The sequence below is a fragment of the Streptomyces sp. NPDC003379 genome (assembly GCF_053589195.1).
The window spans coordinates 70,151-86,705 of sequence record NZ_JBSFRK010000003.1 but is presented as its reverse complement, the minus strand read 5'-3'; the positions used below and the strand labels follow the sequence as shown (position 1 = coordinate 86,705).

General features: G+C 72.3%; 13 protein-coding genes. 10 read left to right on the top strand and 3 right to left on the bottom strand.

Annotated features, from left to right (window positions below; all coding sequences use genetic code 11):
- The first annotated feature begins 19 nt into the window (after window positions 1-19).
- The 4 genes from ACWDVB_RS04270 (at window position 20) to ACWDVB_RS04255 (ending at window position 3,299) form a co-directional block, all read left to right on the top strand.
- Window positions 20-535, top strand: coding sequence for a cation:proton antiporter regulatory subunit (locus ACWDVB_RS04270; RefSeq protein ID WP_451513974.1), 516 nt, complete (start codon window positions 20-22; stop codon window positions 533-535).
- 4 nt (window positions 536-539) lie between these two features.
- A complete protein-coding gene (locus ACWDVB_RS04265; protein WP_451513975.1) occupies window positions 540-1,796 on the top strand; it encodes a cation:proton antiporter in 1,257 nt (418 codons plus the stop codon).
- A gap of 139 nt (window positions 1,797-1,935) precedes the next feature.
- Complete coding sequence (locus ACWDVB_RS04260) at window positions 1,936-2,601, top strand: hypothetical protein (RefSeq protein ID WP_451513976.1); 666 nt, start codon at window positions 1,936-1,938, stop codon at window positions 2,599-2,601.
- Window positions 2,602-2,684: 83 nt separating this feature from the next.
- Window positions 2,685-3,299, top strand: coding sequence for a sigma-70 family RNA polymerase sigma factor (locus ACWDVB_RS04255; RefSeq protein WP_451513977.1), 615 nt, complete (start codon window positions 2,685-2,687; stop codon window positions 3,297-3,299).
- Between the two features lie 367 nt (window positions 3,300-3,666).
- On the opposite strand, the gene ACWDVB_RS04250 is transcribed toward ACWDVB_RS04255, so the two are convergent.
- The gene (locus ACWDVB_RS04250; protein WP_451513978.1) at window positions 3,667-4,146 is read right to left on the bottom strand and encodes a GNAT family N-acetyltransferase; all 480 of its coding nucleotides are present in this window, start codon (window positions 4,144-4,146) and stop codon (window positions 3,667-3,669) included.
- Between the two features lie 268 nt (window positions 4,147-4,414).
- On the opposite strand from ACWDVB_RS04250, the gene hemC reads away from it, so the two are divergent.
- From hemC to ACWDVB_RS04230, 4 genes are all read left to right on the top strand, one after another.
- Window positions 4,415-5,350 (top strand): hydroxymethylbilane synthase, encoded by a 936-nt coding sequence (gene hemC, locus ACWDVB_RS04245; protein WP_451513979.1) that lies wholly within the window; start codon window positions 4,415-4,417, stop codon window positions 5,348-5,350.
- 94 nt (window positions 5,351-5,444) lie between these two features.
- Entirely contained in the window at window positions 5,445-6,785 is a 1,341-nt protein-coding gene (locus ACWDVB_RS04240; RefSeq protein WP_451513980.1) for a sensor histidine kinase, read from the top strand.
- A 13-nt stretch (window positions 6,786-6,798) separates the two neighbouring features.
- The gene (locus ACWDVB_RS04235) at window positions 6,799-7,443 is read left to right on the top strand and encodes a LuxR C-terminal-related transcriptional regulator (protein ID WP_451513981.1); all 645 of its coding nucleotides are present in this window, start codon (window positions 6,799-6,801) and stop codon (window positions 7,441-7,443) included.
- Window positions 7,444-7,610: 167 nt separating this feature from the next.
- On the top strand, window positions 7,611-9,029 hold the full coding sequence (locus ACWDVB_RS04230) for a PP2C family protein-serine/threonine phosphatase (RefSeq protein WP_451513982.1): 1,419 nt from the start codon (window positions 7,611-7,613) through the stop codon (window positions 9,027-9,029).
- Between the two features lie 6 nt (window positions 9,030-9,035).
- Here ACWDVB_RS04230 and ACWDVB_RS04225 read toward each other — a convergent pair whose 3' ends face one another.
- Entirely contained in the window at window positions 9,036-10,529 is a 1,494-nt protein-coding gene (locus ACWDVB_RS04225; RefSeq protein WP_451513983.1) for a DNA-binding protein NsdB, read from the bottom strand.
- Window positions 10,530-10,763: 234 nt separating this feature from the next.
- Here ACWDVB_RS04225 and ACWDVB_RS04220 point away from each other — a divergent pair, with 234 nt between their 5' ends.
- Window positions 10,764-11,948 carry an aminoglycoside phosphotransferase family protein gene (locus ACWDVB_RS04220; protein ID WP_451513984.1) on the top strand — a complete coding sequence of 395 codons (1,185 nt, stop codon included), beginning with the start codon at window positions 10,764-10,766 and terminating at the stop codon, window positions 11,946-11,948.
- Between the two features lie 226 nt (window positions 11,949-12,174).
- A complete protein-coding gene (locus ACWDVB_RS04215) occupies window positions 12,175-14,166 on the top strand; it encodes an N-acetylmuramoyl-L-alanine amidase (RefSeq protein WP_451513985.1) in 1,992 nt (663 codons plus the stop codon).
- 25 nt (window positions 14,167-14,191) lie between these two features.
- Here the strand turns inward: ACWDVB_RS04215 and ACWDVB_RS04210 are convergent, their stop codons facing one another.
- Window positions 14,192-16,537, bottom strand: coding sequence for a glycoside hydrolase family 95 protein (locus tag ACWDVB_RS04210; RefSeq protein ID WP_451513986.1), 2,346 nt, complete (start codon window positions 16,535-16,537; stop codon window positions 14,192-14,194).
- Between the last annotated feature and the right edge of the window lie 18 nt (window positions 16,538-16,555).

Sequence of the window (16,555 nt, the reverse complement as noted above, 5' to 3'; positions counted from 1 at the left end):
GATAGGGTGACATCCCGGGATGATCACCTATCGCGCAAGGGGAAAAGCTGTGCCCGCATCACGTCTCAGCCGTACGCCGCTCCCAGGCATCGGCATCCGGTACGACCTGACGACCCGAGAACAACGGCGCCTGTCGGTGGTCGCGCACCGGGACGGGGCACGGACGCTCAGCGCGTACCGTTCCGACGATCCGGACGAGTGCGCCCTGTCGCTGCGGCTGAGTTCGGGCGAGGCGGAGGCCCTGATCGACGCGTTGATGCCGTCGCACCACAGCCCCAATCTGCTGCACACCACTGATCTGGGCCTGGTCGCCGAGCGGGTGCTGCTCTCGGCCACCTCGTACTGGAACGGGCGGCTCCTCGGCGAGACCCGGATGCGGACCGACACCGGCGTCTCGATCGTGGCGGTCCTGCGGCGGGCCGACGCCATTCCGTCGCCCGCCCCCGACTTCCGCCTCGCGGGTGGCGACACCCTCATCGTGATCGGCACGCGCGAAGGCGTGGAGACGGCCGCGACGATACTCGGGCGGGAGTGATCGCGTGCACTCCGCTGTCTTTCTGATCGAGTTCGGCGCGATCATCCTGGCCCTCGGTCTGCTCGGCCGGTTCGCGGGGCGCTTCCGGTTCTCGCCGATACCGCTGTATCTCCTCGCGGGGCTCGCGTTCGGCGAGGGCGGGCTGCTGCCGCTCGGCGCGAGCGAGGAGTTCGTCGCCATCGGCGCCGAGATCGGCGTCATCCTGCTGCTGCTGATGCTCGGGCTCGAATACACGGCCAGCGACCTCGTCAGCAACCTCAAGACGCAGTATCCGGCCGGTCTCGTCGACTGCACGCTGAACGCGCTGCCGGGTGCCGTCGCCGCGCTGCTCATGGGATGGGGTCCGGTCGCCGCCGTCGTACTCGCCGGTGTCACCTGGATCTCGTCGTCCGGTGTCATCGCCAAGGTCCTCGGAGACCTCGGGCGGCTCGGCAACCGCGAGACGCCGGTCATTCTCAGCGTCCTCGTCCTCGAAGACCTGGCGATGGCCGTCTACCTGCCCATCATCACCGCCCTGCTGGCCGGTGTCGGGCTGGCCGCGGGCAGCCTCACGCTGGCCATCGCGCTCGGCGCGGCCGGACTCGTCCTCTTCCTCGCGGTGCGCTACGGACGGCTCATCTCCCGTTTCGTCTCCAGCGACGACCCGGAGAAGCTGCTCCTGGTGGTGCTCGGCCTGACCCTCCTCGTCGCGGGAATCGCGCAGCAGCTCCAGGTGTCCGCCGCCGTCGGCGCGTTCCTGGTCGGCATCGCGCTGTCGGGTGAGGTCGCCGAGGGCGCGCACTCGCTGCTCGCGCCGCTGCGGGACCTCTTCGCGGCCGTCTTCTTCGTCTTCTTCGGGCTGCACACCGATCCGGCGAGCATCCCACCGGTGCTGCTGCCCGCGCTCGCGCTCGCCGTCGTCACCGCCCTGACGAAGATCGCCACCGGCTACTGGGCGGCCCGCCGCGCGGGCATCTCCGTCAAGGGCCGCTGGCGGGCGGGCGGCGCGCTGGTGGCGCGCGGCGAGTTCTCCATCGTCATCGCGGGGCTCGCGGTCACCGCGGGCATCGAGCCGTCGCTCGGGCCGCTGGCGACGGCGTACGTCCTGATCCTCGTGATCATCGGCCCGCTGACCGCCCGTTACACCCAGCCCGTGGCGGGCTTCGTGGGCGGCGTCCTCGCGCGGCGCCGGGAGACCGCCGACGCCGGGGCCGCGCGGGTGCCCGGACCCCGGGAAGCGGTCGAGTCCCTGGACGGCCAGGACGCGGGCGACCGGTCGTAGCTCCAGTACCGGTCCTTGGTTCCAGTACCGGTACTGGTCCCGGTACCGGTCCTGGTTCCAGTGCCGGTCCTGGTTCCAGTCACGGCGAGTCCGGGACTCGGTGCCCGACACCACCCCGCCGCCTGGCACGATGCTCCCCATGACGTCAGGGCCCGCGTTCCGCCTCGCACGAGCCGCCGTGTTCGCGGCCGTGTGCGTGGTGGCGACGGCCTTCGGTCACGCGCTCATGTCCGGTGCCGCGCTGCCCTGGTGGGCGGTCGGCTACGCGTTCGCCGCCACGTCGGCCGCCGCCTGGTGGCTGACCGGGCGCGAGCGCGGGGCGCCGACGGTCATCGGCGCCACGGTCGTGGCCCAGCTGGGCCTGCACGAACTGTTCGGCCTGGCGCAAGGGATGAGCGCGCGGCCGGCCCAGGCCGGTGACGGCATGAACCACATGAACCATGCGATGCCGATGCCGCCGCCGCCCGACTCCGCGACGGCCGCCCTGCCCCATGAGGTCATGCCGGACTGGCTCACGGCCGTCTTCGGGCAGAGCGACTTCGGGATGTTCCTCGCCCACCTCGTCGCCGCGCTGATCTGTGCCCTGTGGCTGTGGCGCGGCGAGGCCGCGGCGTTCCGCACCGGACGCGCGCTCGCCGCGGCCGTCTTCGTGCCGCTGCGGCTCGTCCTCACCGTCCTCGTCGCGGCTCTCCCTCCGGCGCCGCCGCACGTCGGCGCGCTCGTGCCCGTGGAGCGGCTGCGCGGGGTCCTGCTCCAGTACGACGTCTCGCGCAGAGGTCCACCGGTTCTTCCGGTCAGTTCCTGAAACCGCCCGCACCCCTCGGTGCCGGGCGGATGTCCGGCGTTCGCGCCGCTCTCCGAACTCCCTTCACCGAAGGACCTTCTGCGATGACTCCTGCCCTTTTGCGCTCCGGGCGCGCGACAGACCTGGCCCGTGACGACCTGATGCGCGACGACCTGATCACCGAGTGGGCGCTGGCGGCCCGCGACGGCGACGCCGAGGCGTTCGAGCGGTTCGTGCGGGCCACCCGGCGTGACGTCTGGCGGTTCGTGGCCCACCTCAGCGGTGATCTGCACGGCGCCGACGACCTGACCCAGGAAACGTATCTGCGCGCCCTGACGGGGCTGCGCGGTTACGCGGCCCGCTCGGGCGCCCGCACCTGGCTGCTCGCCATCGCGCGCCGCACCGTCGCCGACCGCTTCCGCACGGCGGCGGCCCGGCCCCGGATCGCCGACACCTCCGACTGGCAGGCGGCCGCGGAGCGCGCGCAGCCACGCGGTCTGCCCGGGTTCGAGGAGGGCGTGGCCCTGCTCGACCTCCTTCAGGCGCTGGATGCGCCGCGCCGCGAGGCGTTCGTGCTGACGCAACTCGCCGGGCTGCCCTACGCGGACGCGGCGGCCGCCGTCGGCTGCCCGGTCGGGACCGTGCGCTCGCGGGTGGCGCGCGCTCGGGAACGGGTGAGCGCGTTGCTGCTCGCGGCGGACCACGCGGCGCGCCCCTGACGCCACATGCGGCAGGCGGCAGGCGGCAGGCGGCAGGCGGCAGGCGGCAGGCGGCAGGCGGCAGGCGGCAGGCGGCAGGCGGCAGGCGGCAGGCAGCTTGACGGACACGTCCCACGCGGGACTGACCGACACGCCGCACGCGGCTCGACCGCCGAGGCCGAGAATGTCCGGCGTCGGCTGAAGCCGTAAGGGGGGTACAGGGCTACACCGGCACGACCGACGGAATCGCCGGGCCGGGGACGAAGGCCGCGTTCAAGCGCTTCGCCGACGCATCCAGTGACCGCCGTCGGGCGGCGCGCCCCGGACGGTGCGCCACCCGGCCGCGAGGAGCCGATCACGGTCACGCGAACGGCGGGACAGGGCACTGTCACCGGGGCGTCTCCCGTACGAACAGGGTCACCGACACGCTCGCCTCGAAGCCGTTGCTCCGCATCAGCGCGGCCGACGCCGTGTTACGGGACTCCACATCGGTCACCACGGCGCTCGCGCCCGCTTCCGTGAGGGTCGCGCAGCAGGCCTTGACCAGGCGGCTCGCGACGCCCCGGCCCTGGTACTCGGGGGCGCTCGCGATCCACTCCAGGTTGCCCCAGTCGGTCCGCTGGTCGAAGCCCATCGAGCCGAGCACGAACCCGGCGAGCCGGTCACCGTCGAGCGCCACCCAGCAGGCGGACGCCTCACTGTCCAGGTGGCCCGCGATCGCCGTGAGCGACCAGGAGGTGTACGGCTTCACCGAGGTGTCGTAGACCTTACGGCCCAGCGCGAGGACATCGGCCAGATGGGTGGCCGTCATCGGCGCGAGGTCGATCGCCGGGCGCTCCGGCGCGGCGGCGGAGGTGGACGTGGACATGGGGCCTCCCAGGGGGCCGGATGCGGCGCTCGGCAGCGGCTTCGTCTCCCTCACGCTATGAGGCGGCTCCCGGTCCCGCATGCCGAGCGGGCCGGAGGGACGGGGGCTTAGGGGCAGGCCTGAGGGACAGGAACAGGGCTCCGGGGTATCCACGGGCGGATGAGCGGCGCGGAGGGCCGTCCGCGCCGCAACTCGCCCGAGCAGCAAGTACGTTGATCAGTTGGACGCCCGTTCTGGGCGTCCCCACGAAACCCCTATCGTGGACCGCATGCCCGTTCCTGAACTGATCCGCATCGTCTCCCGCTCCTCCCCCATGGCCCTGGCCCAGGTGGAGCGCGTCCGCGCCGAACTCGCCGCGCTGCACCCCGGCATCCGTACCGACGTCGTGCCCGTCACGACCTCCGGGGACCGCTGGATGGGCGATCTGGCGCGCCTCGGCGGCAAGGGGGCGTTCACCAAGGAGGTGGACGCCGCGCTGCTCGCCGGTGAGGCGGATCTCGCGGTGCACTGCGTCAAGGACGTGCCCGCGGACCGGCCGCTGCCCGCGGGGACGACGTTCGCCGCGTTCCTCAAGCGGGACGACATCAGGGACGCGCTCATCCACCCCGGCGGGCTCACCCTCGACGAGCTGCCCGCGGGCACCCGCATCGGCACGTCGTCGGTGCGCCGCCGCGCTCAACTCGCCGCGTCCCATCCGGAGTTGGAGTGCGTGCCGATGCGCGGCAACGCGGGCCGCCGCCTGGAGAAGCTCGCCGCGGGCGACGCCGACGCGCTACTGCTCGCCCAGTCCGGACTTGACCGCATCGGCCGCCCCGACCTGGCCAGTGAGGTCCTGTCGGTGGAGACGATGTGCCCGCCGATCGGTGCCGGGATCCTCGCCCTGCAGTGCCGTGAGGACGACACCACGACCATCGACGCGGTGTCGGGCCTCGGTGACAAGGACGCCTGGCGCGAGGCGACCGCCGAGCGGATGTTCCTGCACGTCCTGCAAGGCCACTGCAACTCACCGATCGCCGGATACGCCCGCTCGGAGCGCGGCGGCGACCTGTCGCTGCGCGCCTGCGTCTTCACGCCCGACGGCAAGACGGTGCTCAACGCGCACGAGTGGGCCGGCCCGCTCGACCCGGCGACGCTCGGCACGTCCGTGGCCGTCGCCCTGCTGCGCCAGGGCGCCCGGGAGCTGATCGACGGCATCGCACACTGAGGGATCGGCCCTGTGTGTCCGGGGGGAAACCCCCAGATCAGAAGGGGGACAACCGTGTTCCTGGCGGGACCCGCGTCGGCCTAGCCTCATGTACATGCACCTGCACAACCACATGCACGACCGCATGCACCACCACATGCGAGAAGCGGCCGGCGCACCCTTCACCCGGCGAGCGTGGCGCGAGGCGGCGTACTGCCTCATCGGCTTTCCGCTGGGGCTCGCGGGTGGCGTGGTCCTCGCGGTGGTGCTCGCCCTCGGCGCCGGGCTGACGCTCTCCCTGGCGCTCACGGTGGTGGGCGTGCTGCTGCTCATCGCGGGGCTGCGTCTCGCCCGCGCGCTGGGCGGCGTCCACCGCCGCCTCGCCGCGGCGCTGCTCGGCGAGCGGACGGCCGCGCCGCCGCCGTTCCACCCGGGTGACGGCCTCCTGGGGCGGCTCGACGCGCGGCTGCGGGACGGCACCGGCTGGCGGTCGGCGACCTACGTCCTCACGAAACTGCCGGTGGGCGCACTCGGCGCGTATGCCGTCCTGTGGTGGGTCACGGGCCTGGTGAACGTCACCGCGCCGCTTCGGTGGGCGGTGTTCGGGCAGCACCCGCAGGCCGGTGACCCGCAGGGCATGCCGGTACTCACGCCCGTGCCGGTCGGCGGCCCGACCGCGGACACCTTCGCCGGGACCTGGCTCGCGGTCCTGATCGGCGTCGCCACCCTGCTGTGCGCCCCCTGGGTGACCCGGCTCGTCGTCGCGGGCGACCGCTGGCTGATCCGGGCCCTGCTGGGGCCGGGCCGGCTCGCGGACCGCGTGCGGGACCTGGAGGAGACGCGCGCACTTGCCGTCGACGACTCGGTGGCTCTGCTGCGCCGGGTCGAGCGCGATCTGCACGACGGCGCGCAGGTCCGTCTCGTCGCGGTGGCGATGGGCCTCGACATGGTCAAGGAACGCCTCGACGCCGGGCAGCCCCTGGACGTGACACGCGTCCGCCGACTTGTCGAGGGCGCGCACCGGAGCGCCACCGAGGCGCTCACCGAACTCCGCGACCTGGCCCGCGGCCTCCACCCGCCCGCCCTGGACGGCGGCCTGCCCGACGCGCTCGCCACGCTCGCCTCGCGCAGCACGGTGCCGGTCGAGGTGACGGCGGACGTACCCGTGCGGCCGACGCCCGCGATCGAGACCATCGCGTACTTCTGCGCCGCCGAGCTCCTGACCAACGTCATCAAGCACAGCGGGGCGCACCGGGCCGCGCTGACCGTGACCCAGCGGGAAGGGGCGCTGCGGCTCCACGTCAGTGACGACGGGCGGGGCGGCGCCGCGTTCGGCGCGGGCAGCGGTCTGACCGGGCTCGCGCAGCGCGTACGTACGGTCGACGGACGCATCGACGTACGCAGCCCCAAGGGCGGCCCGACGGTGGTCACCGTCGAGCTGCCGCCGCACGCGTGAGAGCATGCGGGCCATGCGTGTCGTGATCGCCGAGGACGCCGCCGTGCTGCGGGAGTTGCTGGCCCAGATGCTCGCCGAGCGCGGGCACGAGATCTGCGCCGCCGTGGGCGACGCGGACGCGCTGCGCGAGGCGGTGGCCGACCACCGCCCCGACGTCACGGTGGTCGACATCCGGATGCCGCCGACCCACACGGACGAGGGGCTGCGCGCGGCCATCGACATCCGCGGCGCGCACCCCGGCACGGGGGTGCTGCTGTTCTCGCAGTACGTCGAGACGAAGTACGCCACGCGGCTGCTCGCGGCGGGCTCGGCGGGCGTCGGCTATCTGCTCAAGGACCGGGTGGCGAACGTCGCGGAGTTCACGGACGCCCTGGAACGGGTGGCGGCGGGCGGCACCGCGCTCGACCCGGAGGTCGTCACCCAGCTCGCCGGCGCAGGCCACCGCGCGGCCGAACTGGCGCCGCTCACCGCCCGGGAGCGCGAGGTGCTCTCCCTGATGGCGGAGGGCCGCTCCAACGCGTCGATCGCCCAGGCCCTCTTCGTCTCGCCCGGCACGGTGGAGAAACACGTGGCGGCGGTCTTCGGCAAGCTCGGCCTCCCCGCCTCGCACGATCACAATCGGCGGGTCCTCGCGGTCATCCGGTATCTGCGGCCTTGAAGGGCGTCGAACGGCCTTGAACGTCCCGCAGGACAAAGGCATATGCCACGAGCAACACCGTATCGGGTGTTGCCAAATCCCTTACGGACCCCCTTCTGCTGTGCGAAAGTCATTAGCGGTCCACCATCCGCCAAGTTGGTCGCACCGCACCTTCACCGGAGCACCCCATGCCGTCCCATGTCTTCGCGGACCACGCCGCCGCCCAGCCGCCCGAGCGCGGCACGGTCGACGCGCTGATCTCGCAGACGCGCCGGCTCCGCGGCGACGTCGACGCCGTGCGGCGCGACGCCGTGAGCGACCGGGCGGACCCGGCGGGGCGCTGGCAGCGGGCCCTGTGCGACCTGGCGGTGCACCAGCTCGACGACCTCGATGACCATCTCGCCCAGCTGCGGGACGGCCCGCCGCGGGTGGGAGGGGAACCCGCGGCGCCGGCCGCTCCCGCGTCCACCGAGTTACGCGGGAGCTCGCTCCTGAGCCGGGTGGGCAGCGCCGAGTGGAACCTCCTCACCGACGAGGCCAGCTGGTCCTGCGAGCTCTACCAGATCCTCGGCCGCGACCCGGCCGCTCCCCCGCTCTCCCTCGACGAACTCCCCTCCCTCGTGCACTCCGACGACCAGCCCCTGCTGACCGCGATGGTCACGGACTGCCTGATCGACGGAAAGCCCATCGACGGCGAGTTCCGCATCGTGCGTCCCGGTGGTGGCGTGCGCCAGGTGCACATGATGGGCGAGCCCGTGCTCGCCGGGGACGGCTCCACCGCCTCCATGTGGGCGGTCCTTCGGGACGTCAGCGAACTGCGTCGCAGCCAGCGCGTGCTCCGCGAGACCCATGACTCGCTGCGGCGCCGGCTCGACACGTCGGACGCCGGGCACCGGTTCACGGTCGAACCGCGGGAGACGGGCCTGCCGCCGTGGCGCGACGCGCTGCGCTTCCCGCGAGGCACCCCCGCACGGCTCGACCTCGCCGCCCACCACCTCCCCTCCTCACTCGGCGCGCCCGTCGGCGGCGACTGGTACGACGCGATGGAACTGCCCGACGGACACGGCCTGTTGAGCGTCGGCGACCTCACCGGGAACGGCGTCACCGTCACCGCCGGCATGGCGATGCTCCTCGGCGCGCTGCGCGGCATGGCGGTCGCGGGAGCGCGGCCCGGCAAGCTCATGGGCTGGCTCAACGACCTCCTTGACGCCACGGCCCAGCCCGCCCTCGCCAGCGCGATCTGCTGCCGCTACGACCCCGACACGCGCCTGCTCACCTGGGCGCAGGCCGGGCACCCCGCCCCGCTGCTGTTCCGCGACGGGACGGGGCGCGCGCTGACGCCACCGGTCGGCGTGCTCCTCGGAGCCACCTCCGGAGCGGTGTACGAGCAGGCCGAAGAGCAACTGCGGCCCGGGGACCTGTTATTGCTGCACACCGATGGTCTGGTGCCACGGCATGACAGGGACGCGGCGACGCGCCGGCTGCTCTCCCTCGCGCCCCGCTTCGCGGAGCGGCGTACGGCACGGGAGTGCGTGGAGACCGTCGTCGAGGAGTTCGGCGGGGCCCTGCGTGAGGACGACGCCTGCCTGTTGATCGCGCGGTGCTGAGTCCTGTTACGCCCTCGCTGTCCGGCCCGCCCGCTTGGCCCCCTTCGGCAGCGCGAGCCTGATCTCCTCGCGCAGGTCCTGGATCTTCGGATATCCGGCGTACTGCGCTGTCAGCCGGTACATCTCGCGCAGCCGGTCCCAGGTGCGGTGGGAGGAGTTGGCCCCCATCGACACCAGCGCGAGTCTCGCGTACCGGTCGGCCTGTTCGGGATCGTCGGCGATGAAGCAGGCCGACGCCAGCGAGAGATAGTCGAAGATCTGCGAGCGGTCACGACCCTGGGACCGCAGCTCGATGGCCTCCTTGGCGTGTCGCTGCGCGGTGTTCGCCGCGGCCGGTTCGTGGTCGGCGAGGGTGCGGTAGGCCAGGGCCTGCATGCCGTGCAGGTCGGCCTCGTCGAACATCTGCATCCAGCTCGGCGGCGGCACGTCGCCCTTGTCCGAGACGAACAGGTCTTCGGCGAGGCCGAGCGTGCGCCGCATGGCCTGACCGCGCCCCATCGACGCCTGCGCCCAGGCCTCGATGGTGTACAGCATGGCCTTGGTGCGGGGCAGCGCCTCCTCCCCGGCTCCCGACTTGGCGAGCTTCATCAGGTCCAGGGCGTCGTCCGGCTTGCCGAGGTGCACCATCTGGCGCGCGGCCCGCGACAGGGCCTCCCCCGCGCGCGGGCGGTCACCGCCCTCGCGCGCCGCGTGCGCCGCGATGACGAAGTACTTCTGGGCCGTGGGCTCCAGGCCGACATCGTGCGACATCCAGCCCGCGAGGACGGCGAGGTTGGCGGCGACGCCCCACAGGCGGCGCTGAAGATGGTCGGGGTGGCGGTAGGCGAGCATGCCGCCCACCTCGTTGAGCTGGCCCACGACGGCCTTGCGCTGCAGCCCGCCGCCGCGGGCCGCGTCCCAGGCGCGGAACACCTCGACCGAGCGCTCCAGCTCCTCGATCTCCGGTGACCCGATGGGGGCCGCCTCATAGCGGTCGAATCCGGCGGGGTCGGCGTACAGGGGGTCGCTGATACGGGGGGCGTCGGCCGCGAGGGCCGGGTCGGTGTGCAGCCAGTCGTGCATGGCGCTGCTGAGTGCGGAGCCTGCGGCAAGCGCGGCGCCCGCGCCCACCAAGCCGCGTCGGTTGAGCATGAGGTCCATTCCCGTGAATTCGGTGAGGACCGCGGCTGTCCGCTCGGGCGCCCACGGCACGCCGTCGGGGTGCTCCGCACTCCCGTCGTCGCGCCGCTTCCCTGGACGCCCGTGCCGGACCAGACCTAGATCCTCAGTGGTCACGACACGGCCGAGACGCTCGGTGAACAGAACAGCCAGCACCCGGGGCACCGGATCGCGCGGGATCTCCCCCATGTCGATCCACCGCCGCACCCGCGAGGTGTCGGTGGCCAGCTGGGAGTGGCCCATGGCCGCCGCCTGCCGGTTCACCAGTCTCGCGAGCTCACCCTTGGACCAGCCGGCCAGGCCGAACAGATCCGACAGGCGGGTATTGGGTTGTCCGTTCACGTCAAGCCCCCAGGTTCTCGGCTGAGTTGACAGTAACCGCCTGTCAGTTGCTGAGCGACTATTCGCCAGGGTTCGCCAGGGTGCGCCACATGGTGTGCCAGGGGACGCCGGGTGTCAGGTAGGAGTGCGCCACCCCGACCCGGTCGCCGCGAGGTACTCCCCAGGGTGCTCCCCACGCGATCGGGGCGGGAGGCGCACGCAATCCACAGGCACACGAAGGGATCTGTATCGCCCATGTACGCAGCATCGTCCTCCGTGTCCGCCCCGCCCCGGCCGCTCCACCCGCGCCCCCCGGCCCCCCGCGGCCGTGAGGTGCCCCCTTCCTCGGGCGGCCCCTATCTGGAACCGGTGCGGCCCTCGGCCGCGCAGCTCGGTGCCGGCCGGACGCGTCGCGTGCCGGGACCCGGCGCACAACCGCTCAGCGGGAGACTCGACTTGTCCGGCCCCCAGGGGGCGCAACTGCGTACCGCGATCGCCTCGGTGCACCGCATCTGTCCGGAGTTCAACCCCGTGCAGGTGCTCCGCCGGAGCGGCCGCACCGTACTGCTCGTCGGTACGGCAGGACGCGGTGCCGCCGTCGCCAAGTGTTTACTGGACCACTCTTCCCTGTGGGCCGACCGGATCCGGCACGAAATAGCTGCCTACCGCTCGTTCGTCCGGCACCGCCCGCCGGTCCGTGCGCCTCGGCTGATCGCCGCCGATCCCGCGGACTGCACACTGGTGATCGAGCGGATGCCGGGACGGGTGGCGGCGCTGCAGCGGCATCCGGTCGAGGCCCCGCCGCGGGCGGACATCCGGGCGGCACTCGGCTCCGTGCTGCGCCTCAACCAGTGGCGGCCGCCGGCGGAGATGTTCGGCAGGCCGATGGACTACGGCAGGCGGATCTCCCGCTTCCACGAGCTGGGCCTGCTGACGGACCGCGACATGGGCGACCTGCAGAAGCTGCTGCACGGCATCGCGCACTCGGCGGTCCACCAGGGCGAGGGCCCCGAGGCCATGTGGCAGTTCTGCCACGGCGACGCCCTGCTGTCGAACATCCTGCTCTCGCCCGCCGGGCCCGTCCTGGTCGACTGGGAGCACGCGGGCTGGTACCTGCCGGGGTACGACCTGGCGACGCTGTGGACGGTCCTCGGTGACGCCCCGGTGGCGCGGCGCGAGATCAGTCAGCTGGCGCAGTCGGCGGGGCCCGCGGCGCGCGACGCGTTCCTGGTCAACCTCATGCTGGTGCTGACCCGCGAGATCCGTACGTACGAAACGGCCGTGCAGCGTTCGATGCACGAATCGGCCCCGGCGGCACCGGTCCCGGCCCACCCCGGTGCTGCGCCGTCCGGTGAGGAACAGCGGCTGCTCCTGAGGCGGCTGCACGACGACTGCCAGATGGCCCGCCGGGCCGTGCGAGCGGCGGTCGGCACTCGCTGACGGGGACGGAGGTCCGCGGTGCGCCCAGGACAGGGGCGCACCGCGGACTTTCGTATGCCTCTGGCCCATGTCGTCGGGAATGGCACACCGGCCTATGCCGACACCCGCTCCACCCTCTTCTCCTGGGCATGATTGACGGATCGTCGGAGAGCCGGTACCACTGACGCACGCCCGGCCCCGCACGACCCGCCACGCTTCATCGGCCCAGGAGTCCCAGGAGGCTGCATTGCGAGGAACCAACGCCCGTACCTCGTCGGCGGCGCGCAGACGCACCATCAGGACGGCGGGCGCCCTCGCGTCGGCCGGCCTGCTCGTGCCGCTGCTCGGCGCGGCCCCGTCGTCCGGCGTTTCCCGAGAGCCGTCCACCACACAGTTGCAGGGCGCCTTCGCGTCCGCCGCCGCCGAGTACCGCGTGCCGCAGAGCGTGCTGCTCGGCGTCTCGTATCTGCAGTCCCGCTGGGACGCGCACGGCGGCGCGGCCAGCGTCACCGGCGGCTACGGCCCCATGCACCTCACCGACGCGCGTACCGCTCTGGCCTCCGCCCCGCACCACAGCGAGGGCGAGGAGGACCCGCGCGGCGACACCTCGCGCCCGATGCCGCCGCCCAGGGCGGAGATTCCGGAGGAGTCCGAACTCCCGGCGCGGCTCAGGACGTTGCCCCGAGCGGCCGAGCTGACCGGACTGTCGGCGGAGGAGCTGCGTACCGACACCGCCGCGAATGTGGAGGGCGGCGCCGCTCTGCTCCTCGCGGCCCAGAAGAAGCTCGGCAAGCCGCTGAGCGCCGACCCCGCCGACTGGTACGGCGCGATCGCCCGCTTCTCCGGCGCGGACGACGAGGCGACGGCGGCGACGTACGCCAATGATGTGTTCGCCGTCATCCGCGACGGCGAGCGGCGCACCACGGACGCGGGCCAGCGCGTGGCGCTCCCGGCGGTGCCCGGTCTGCGGCCCGACGCGGCGCAGCTGAAACGCATGGGGCTGCGCGAGGCGGCCGCGGGTGGGACGGAGTGCCCGAGGACCGTGTCGTGCGAGTGGATTCCGGCGCCGTACGAGGAGTTCAAGGACCCCAACGGGAATCCCGACTACGGCAACCACGATCTGTCGAACCGGCCCAAGAGCCAGAGCATCGACTCGATCATCGTCCATGACACCGAGGGGCGGTGGGAGGGCGTCCTGAAGATGGTGCAGGACCCGACCTACGTCTCATGGCAGTACACCCTGCGCTCCACCGACGGCCACATCGCCCAGCACGTGAAGGCCAAGGACGTCGCCTGGCACGCGGGCAACTGGTACGTGAACGCCAAGTCGATCGGCCTGGAGCACGAGGGTTTCCTGACGGCTCCCGACACCTGGTACACCGAGGCGATGTACCGCACGTCGGCCCGTCTGGTGAAGTACCTCGCCAAGAAGTACGACATTCCGCTGGACCGCCAGCACATCCTCGGCCACGACAACGTCCAGGGCCCGGTGTCGTCCTCCATCCGGGGGATGCACACCGACCCTGGCCCGTACTGGGACTGGCAGCACTACTTCACCCTGCTCGGCAAGCCGTTCCACCGCACGGCGGGCCCGAACGGCGGTCTCGTGACGGTGGCGCCCGAGTACTCGGCGAACAGGCCGGAGTACACGGGCTGCGCCAAGCCCGGTGAGAAGTGCGTGCCGCACGGTTCGGCGGCGGTGCGGGTCCACACCGCGCCGCGTGACGACGCGCCGCTGATCAAGGACATCGGCAAGCGTCCGGGCGGCCAGGACTCGACGATCGACGTGAACGACGTCGGGGCGCGGCTCTCCACCGGTCAGCGGTACGCGGTCGCGGACCGCCAGGGCGACTGGACCGCCGTCTGGTACCTCGGCCAGAAGGCCTGGTTCAAGAACCCGCAGAAGCAGCCCACCGCCGTCGACGCGAAGGGGCTCGTGGTGACACCGAAGGAGGGCGCGAGCGAGGTCCCGGTGTACGGGCGCGCGTACCCGGAGAAGGAGGCCTACCCGGCGGGCGTGCCCGTGCAGGCCGTCTCCCCGCTGCCGTACAAGATCCTGGCGGATCAGAAGTACGTGATCGGCGACAAGGTGCCGGGCGAGTACTTCTACGCGCCGACGTTCGACACCGCGCCGCACAAGGTGGTGCGCGGCAAGGACATGTACTACGTGATCCAGTACGGGCACCGCATCGGGTATGTGCGGGCGGCGGACGTACGGGTGGTGCCGTCGACGTCGTGACGCCGGACCCGGTGTACGGGCAGACCTAGTCGAAGATGTAGCGCTGTCCGGCCCGCGCCCTGAACGTCGTCGTACCGCCTCTGAACAGGTCGCCGCGCACCTTGAGTTCGCGTGTGCGCGAGGCCTTCAGGACGATACGGGTGGCGCGGCCGGACACCCAGGTGATGTCGACGGTCGCGCCGCCGCGTGCGCGCAGGCCGCGCACCGATCCGTCGGGCCAGCTCGCGGGCAGCGCGGGCAGGATCTCGATCGCGTCGTGATGGCTCTGCAGAAGCATCTCGACGATGCCCGCGGTCGCGCCGGAGTTGCCGTCGATCTGGAACGGCGGGTGGGTGTCCCAGAGGTTGGGCAGCGTGGAGGACTTGAGCTGTTCGCCGAGCATCTGGTGCGCGTGGTCGCCGTCGCGCAGCCGCGCCCAAAAATTGATCTTCCACGCCTTGGACCAGCCGGTGCCGCCGTCGCCGCGCGCCATGAGCGAGACCTTCGCCGCCTCCGCCCACGCGCTGCCGGGTTCGATCTGCCGGCCGGGGTGCAGGGCGTAGAGGTGGGAGACGTGCCGGTGATCGTCGCTCTCGTCGTCCATGTCGGCTTTCCACTCCTGGAGTTGCCCCCAGGAGCCGATGCGCAGGCCGGGGTCGAGGCCGTCCAGGGTCTTCTCCAGCTCGGCACGGAAGGACGGCGAGTCGCCGAGGACGCGCGCCGCTTCCAGCGTGTTGGTGAGCAGGTCGTGGATGATCTGCTGGGCCATGGCGTCGCCCGCGGTGAAGTCGCCGTGCTCGGGCGAGTAGCTGGGCGTGGCGACCAGGGTGCCGTCGCGCGGGTCGGTGCGGAGGTTGTCGAGCCAGAATTCGGCGGCCTCCTTCATCGCCGGGTACGCGGTGGAGCGCAGGTAGTTCGTGGAGCCGCCGAAGCGGTAGTGCTCGTAGAGCTGCGCGGTGAGCCAGGCGGCGGCCTCGGGGAACCAGAAGGCGGTCGACCAGTCGTGGACCCCGGTGAAGCCGTAGGGGTTGGTCTCGTTGTGCACCACCCAGCCGCGGCTGCCGAACATCTCCTTGGCGGTGCGCCGCCCGGGCGCGCGCAGGGCCTCGACGAAACGGTCGTACGGAGCGGTGGTCTCCGCCAGGTTGGCGGCCTCGGCGGGCCAGTAGTTCATCTGGAGGTTGATGTTGGTGTGGTAGTCGGCCGACCAGGGCGGGGTGGTGCTGTTGTTCCAGACGCCCTGGAGGTTGGCGGGCAGTGATCCCGGGCGGGAGGAGGCGATGAGGAGGTAGCGCCCGTACTGGAAGAACAGTGCTTCGAGCGCCCGGTCGGCGGCGTCGCTCCCTTCCCCGTCCTGCCGGTCCCCGTACTGCTTGAGCAGGCGGTCGGTGGGGACGTCGGCGGGCAGGGCCTGACCGAGGTCGAGACCGACCCGGCCGAACAGGGCGCGGTGGTCGCGCACATGGCGGGCGCGCAGCGCCGTGTACCCCGTCCCGATCGCCTTGTCGACGGCGCGGGTGACGGCCGCGTGCGGGTCTTCGCCCCGGTAGTCGGGGTAGGTGTCGGCGTAGTCGGTGCCCGCGGCGAGGACGAACCACACGTGGTCCGCGCCGGTCACGGTGACGCTGCCGTCGTCGTGAGCGACGCGTGTGCCGCCCTGGTGCCGGATCCGCAGCTGGGCCTCGAACTTCAGACCGTTGTCGGCGAGTTGACCTCGTACGGTGATCCGGTCGTCGTCCGCCTTCGCGGTGAAGTCGGCGCGGGGCGAGGTGTAGCGCAGGGTGCAGGTGACCTGGGTGGCACGGTCGGCGGAGAACCGGCCGACGATCACTCTGTGCGGGTACGAGGCGAAGAACTCACGGTGGTGGCGCGTCTGTTCGTGGCGATAGGTGACGGTCGCGAGGCCCTGGTCGAGGTGGAGGGCGCGGCGGTATGTGGTGGCACCAAGGTCGTCGACGGCGGTCGGGGCGCTGGGCACGTCGATGTGCAGGTCGCCGAAGGTCTGGTGGGCGCCGTAACCGCGGCGGGACTGGCCGAGCCGCGCGGCGACCGCGTCGGGGGAGAGTCGGCCTTCGGCGTCGAGCTCCTCGCGCACGGCGTCGAGGGCGCCGGGTCTCGGGGCGCGCCAGTTGCCGAAGTCGTAGCCCTCCTTCGAGCCGGGTCCGCCGGTCCACAGGGTCTTCTCGTTGAACTGGAGCCGTTCCGAGGCGAGGGTGCCGAAGACCATGGCGCCGAGGGCGCCGTTGCCGATGGGCAGGGCCTCGCGCTCCCAGTCCTCGGCGGGAGCGGCGTACCAGAGGGTCGATTCACCCGATGTATCAGCAGCCTCGACGTCGTCGAGCGCCCCGCCTCCCGCCGCAAGAACTGCTGCGCTGCCGAGTGCAGACTTCATGGTGGTCCTTCGCGTGAT